Source organism: Mesorhizobium sp. PL10 (assembly GCF_053714315.1).
On sequence record NZ_JBSKBR010000082.1, the window covers coordinates 1 to 5,010 of the forward strand.

Here is a 5,010-nt window from a genome sequence, read left to right on the forward strand (position 1 = left end):
TCACAGACAGAATCATGGAAGATTCAACGGGTGCAAATCGCCCGCAGGAGATGTGGGTAATCGAAAGGTTCGGCGAAGGACTACCGCGACCGCTGCGAGGTCCTTATCGGACGCTCCCTGCGGCAATGCCCCTCCGGTCGTCAACGGCAGATGATTGTCAGCGAAGTCTTCCGATGGCGTCCCCGGACCACAGCCATACCTAAGATAGCTTATGACGATTGAGCCCAGCTTTCTTCGTCATCGTATGGCAGGGGCCCTCCGGCTGGAACCGTACACGTCCCACCACGGGTACGCGACCTGTTGCTCGGCAGCCTCTCCCGGCAACGCGGAGCGCCGATCTCAGGTCACTTGGTCAAATCTCCCAGCTTGCTGCCCGCCATCAATGCCTGTTCGCAGGTGCAGCCTCAAGCACTCTGGCACGCGTCAGGGGTTTGGGATCTCCCGAGGTTGTGCGTCTCTGAAAGCAAGCCGCGCGTCAAAAGACACACGGCCCACGCGACGCCAAATAAATTTGGGCGATTACGGCATCGCCACGAAAGGTCCAGGACGGCGCCCGGCATTCTGCCGTTCCAGCATCCAGCCGGGATATTCGGAAGGCAGCACGCTTACCTCATCGAGCTTCGCGAGATCGTCTGAATCAAGCTTCAGCCCAGTAGCGGCGAGGTTCTGTTCGAGCTGGTCCATGCAACTGGCGCCGATCATGACGCTCATCACGAAAGGCTTGGCCAGCACGTAGCCCAGCGCCACCGTGGCGACGTTGACATCGTGCTTCGTGGCTATCTCGCGCATAATCGCGACCGCGGCCCAGACGCGGTCCTCGTTGACTGGCGGGAAGTTGAAGCCGGTGCGCCGACCTTTGCCAACGCCACCGGGGCCGTATTTTCCCGAGAGCAGTCCGCCCGCCAGGGGCGACCAGACCATCAGGCCGAGCTTCTCCTCGTTGAGCAGCGGCACGATCTCGCGTTCGAGGTCGCGGCCGGCGATCGAGTAGTAGGACTGGATGGTCTCGAAACGGGAAAAGCCCTTGCGGTCGGCGATGCCAAGCGCCTTGGCGATCCGCCAGGCCTGCCAGTTGGACACGCCGACATACCGGACCTTGCCGCTGGAGATGAGATCATCAAGTGCCCGCAGCGTCTCGTCGATTGGCGTCACAGTGTCGTTGCCGTGCAACTGATAGAGGTCGATATGGTCGAGCTGCAGCCGGTCGAGGCTGGCATCGACCGAATCCATGATGTGGCCGCGCGAGGAGCCGCGCTGGTTCGGGCCTTCACCCATGGCGCCATGCACCTTGGTGGCGATGATGACGTCCGAGCGTTTAACGGCCAGGTCCTTGAATGACTGGCCGAGCAGGCGTTCGGACTCGCCGAATGAATAGACGTCCGCCGTGTCGAAGAAATTGACGCCGGCGGCGATGGAGCGGCCGACGATCTCGTAGACGCCTTTCTGGTCGAGGCTGGCGATCAGGGTCTCGTCGGGAGGACCGAAGGTCAGAGCGCCGAGGCAGAGTTCGGAGACGAATAGGCCGGTATTGCCAAGCTGGTTGTAGCGCATGATGGAATGTTTTCCGGGAGAAGGATTGAATGACATGTCGGAGTAGGAGCGGGGCAGGGCGTTTCAAACGTGGCCATAGTGCTCGCGATGAACGACAACTGAAAAGGCAAAGTCGAGCAACGTGCTCCAAGAGAAAATAGGCAACCTGATTTCGCGCTGCACACAGCGTGCGAACGGCTGAAGCCCTGTGCACACGAATACCAATGCGCGCAGGTCAGGGTTCTTGGAGACGAAGTCCCTACACGCACTCACGAACTCGGCTTCGGCGCGTTCGAAACTGGCCATCGGAACCGCAGAGCGCCATTTGTCTGCGTTCCACAGATCCTCGAATTCCGGGCAGGAATAGTCTTCGCATATGCCCATCAACGCAAGGTTGGATCCAGGATCAATACCAGCGCTGACGAAATGGTGCTCGGTCAGCCGGCGAGGGTAGGCACACACAATGGCAACGCGTCCCGTGCCTCCGGTCAGCCGCTGTGCGAGAGGTACCTGCAAAAGGCTCGACATAAATACGGGCACGGAGACTTCGGCCGCCACCTCTTTTTGAAAATACGCAAAGTGAGCACACTCAGCAGCGATGGCTCGACACCCCATGCGTTCGAGCCGACGAGCGGCCTCCAGTATGGGTTCTAGGCAAGCGGTTTTATCCGACTGAATTATAAGCCGATCGGCGTCGACACCTTCGACTACATCGTACTGAACCGGGTATGGATGCGCACTCGCGTTCCGTACAGACCCGGGATAACCGGGGTAAACCTCATCGAACAGCATGATCCCCAGACCCATCCCGCAGCCATATGTACCCGGTTGGGCACGAATAGCATCTAACCCAAGGTCTTGGTTTCCAGACATTTGTATGACTCCCAAGCTAGTAACTGGCTATTCTGCTTCGAACCAGCGCTGTTCGTCACCATTTCTGGTGAAGCGGCAGTAGCTCGATGAATCGAAGAGAGCACCGTCATCGACGATACGAACGTCGCGAAAACCTGCCGCTTCGTGATGGGATAGTTCAAAAGTCGTGCCAATTGCGCGGAACTATCTTTCAAAAAGAATTTTTCGCCTTTTGTTCAATAGTTTAAATGCTTAAATGGAACAGCGCAACGGAGCTAGGCGGAATACGACCTTGTCTCAGACTCGACAAACCCAGGCGTCGGTCGTTGACGTCAACTGATTCATGTTGCCGAGGTCATCTGGCTAGGAGACCGTTCCGACCGCGCCGGAGGGCTACCAGTTGATCGGCCGCTGGCGCATCGTCAGCCTGATCTGTGGGTTGCGATTATCTCAGCCTCTGCGGCTCCACCACGATCATCACCGGAGGGCACAACAACGGCGAGATCGGCCTTCAGTGCCTTGCAAGCCGGCCTCGACCTCGATCGAGACTACCTTCACCTAACACAGGGGCAGTTTGCGACGGACGGATGAGGTTGTGATCGAGGCGACTGGGAACGCCACAGCGGCGGTGCGGGTGCTGTCGCCTTGTGTCGGCCGGGTGATTGTCCCCAACACGATGCAGGTGGAGGCGATCCTCCATGGCCCAGGATCACGACGGACAAGACGCCGCCCGTGTCTGGCGCATCTCCATGCCTGCGCCTCTCTGTCGGAGGCTGGGTTCCCGATGAGCGGACTGCCGATCTGTTTAACTGTCGGGGCCGCGCCCTGGCTCGAGCGGCAAGTGCTTCCCGACGACAAGCCGGCCACCCCCCAAATCGGCGAGATCGCTCGCCCCGCTGGTGGCTGGCGCAGCAGCGGCAGCTCGCAGCGCGGTGTCGCTCGCCGCCATTCGGCTTACGCCTCAACGTGAAGAACTTGCGAAACAGCGAGTAAGCCGCGGCTGAGCGTGCCTAAAAGATGATGATCCGACATTGGCGAAGAAACAGATGCACCTGAGCCGAGCAAAGAAACGCAACAGGAATCAAACCGAAATCAGGCTTAGATGTTATCCGTAAATGACAGGGCTTTGGATCGTGGCGGCGAGCTGACAGCTCAAGGCCTTCATAAAAAATTAACATGACATCACTGACTTGTCGCAGGTTTGGGGCGCAACCGACGCCAAGAGGCAAACTTTTAGAGAGTTTCGATTAAGTAAATCTAGTAAGAAATATTTACAGAACATTTACTTTACATAACACTTATTGGCTGGCAGGGTCGCTGCGAGGGACTTCGCAATGTTGATGTGCGTCGAGCGTATTGCGATTGCCAATTGAAGCAACATCAACTGTTCGGCCAGTCTATAGGTAGGTGATATCATGACAACTCGGATAGTTCAGGTTGGACTTGGTCAATGGGGTGCAGACTGGGCTGAAACGGTCGTACCTCAGGTGCCCGAAGTCGAGGCGATAGGTTGGGTCGATCAGAACCCCGACGCGTTGAAGCGAATGGAGCTGCGGTTGGGAGCTCGCCCGAACCAGTGTTTCCCAACCCTTGAAGCGGCACTGTCGAATATTAATGCCGACGCTGTTTTGATTACGGCGGACGTTCGGGCGCATGCCTCTCTCATTGGACTTGCTCTGGAGGCCGGCAAGCACGTACTGGTAGAGAAGCCCTTTGTGTCTACGACCGTCGAGGCGGTGCGTCTCGCCGATTTGGCGGACCGTTGCCACCTAACGCTTATGGTGAGCCAGAACTTCCGCTTCTTTCCTGCAGCTCTCAGCGCTGCCCAGCTTGTCAGAGAGCAGGTGCTCGGACCGCTAGACGCAGTCCACATTGAATTCCGGCGTTCCTTAAACTGTACGCCGGCAGATGACTCGTTTTACGCCTTTCGACAGCCTCTTCTTGAGGATCTTGCTATCCACCACTTTGACTTGATGCGCATGGTGCTCGGGCAGGAGCCTCGGCAGGTATACTGTACCGCCTGGCAGCCGCATGGGAGTCCGTTCAGAGATCCGGCCGCAGCGGCTGCGACGATCATCTTCGATCGAGGAACCGTCGTCACCTATCGCGCCAATTGGCTTAGTGTTGGTGTGGAGACGCCGTATGGCGGCGAGTGGAATATGGAATGCGCCGAGGGAGAGATCGTCTGGACCTGCCGCGGTGACCGCGATGTGACATTGGATGGCGATCAAGTCAGGATCCGAAAAGGCAGCCACCCCGCAGTGCCGATCGGCCTTCCGGAGATGGGGTCGTTCGGACGAAGAGAAAGCTTGGCCACGTTTGCCCGAGCGGTCGAGAACGGCGACGTCGCACCGTTTGCAAGCCTGGGACGTGACAATATTGGCAGTCTCGCTCTCATGCAGGCCGCGATCACGTCGGCGACCACTGGGCGGGTGATATCGGTTGAAACGCTCAACAGCAAACGCCCGAAACACTAGCACTACTTTGGCAGTTTAGGTTTGATGGCGTCTGCGAGCAGCTTCTCACAGTGAGGACATCTGCGGGGTGGCGGCCGCGTGAAGAGGTCAAGAATGGCTTGTCTAACAGCTGGCATGCTCGGTTGTGGCGGTGGTCCGCCGACTCTTTTTT

At 58.1% G+C, this 5,010-nt stretch carries 3 protein-coding genes; 1 reads left to right on the forward strand and 2 read right to left on the reverse strand.

Annotated features, from left to right (window positions below; translation table 11 throughout):
- Positions 1–519 precede the first annotated feature (519 nt).
- Together ACWGTO_RS32635 and ACWGTO_RS32640 are read right to left on the reverse strand one after the other, a co-directional pair.
- Positions 520–1,551 (reverse strand): aldo/keto reductase, encoded by a 1,032-nt coding sequence (locus ACWGTO_RS32635; protein WP_454578828.1) that lies wholly within the window; start codon positions 1,549–1,551, stop codon positions 520–522.
- Positions 1,552–1,614: 63 nt separating this feature from the next.
- Positions 1,615–2,403 (reverse strand): hypothetical protein, encoded by a 789-nt coding sequence (locus tag ACWGTO_RS32640; protein WP_454578829.1) that lies wholly within the window; start codon positions 2,401–2,403, stop codon positions 1,615–1,617.
- Positions 2,404–3,797: 1,394 nt separating this feature from the next.
- Between ACWGTO_RS32640 and ACWGTO_RS32645 the strand changes: the two genes are divergently transcribed.
- Positions 3,798–4,859: a Gfo/Idh/MocA family protein gene (locus ACWGTO_RS32645; protein WP_454578830.1), complete on the forward strand. Its 1,062-nt coding sequence runs from the start codon at positions 3,798–3,800 to the stop codon at positions 4,857–4,859.
- Positions 4,860–5,010: the final 151 nt, after the last annotated feature.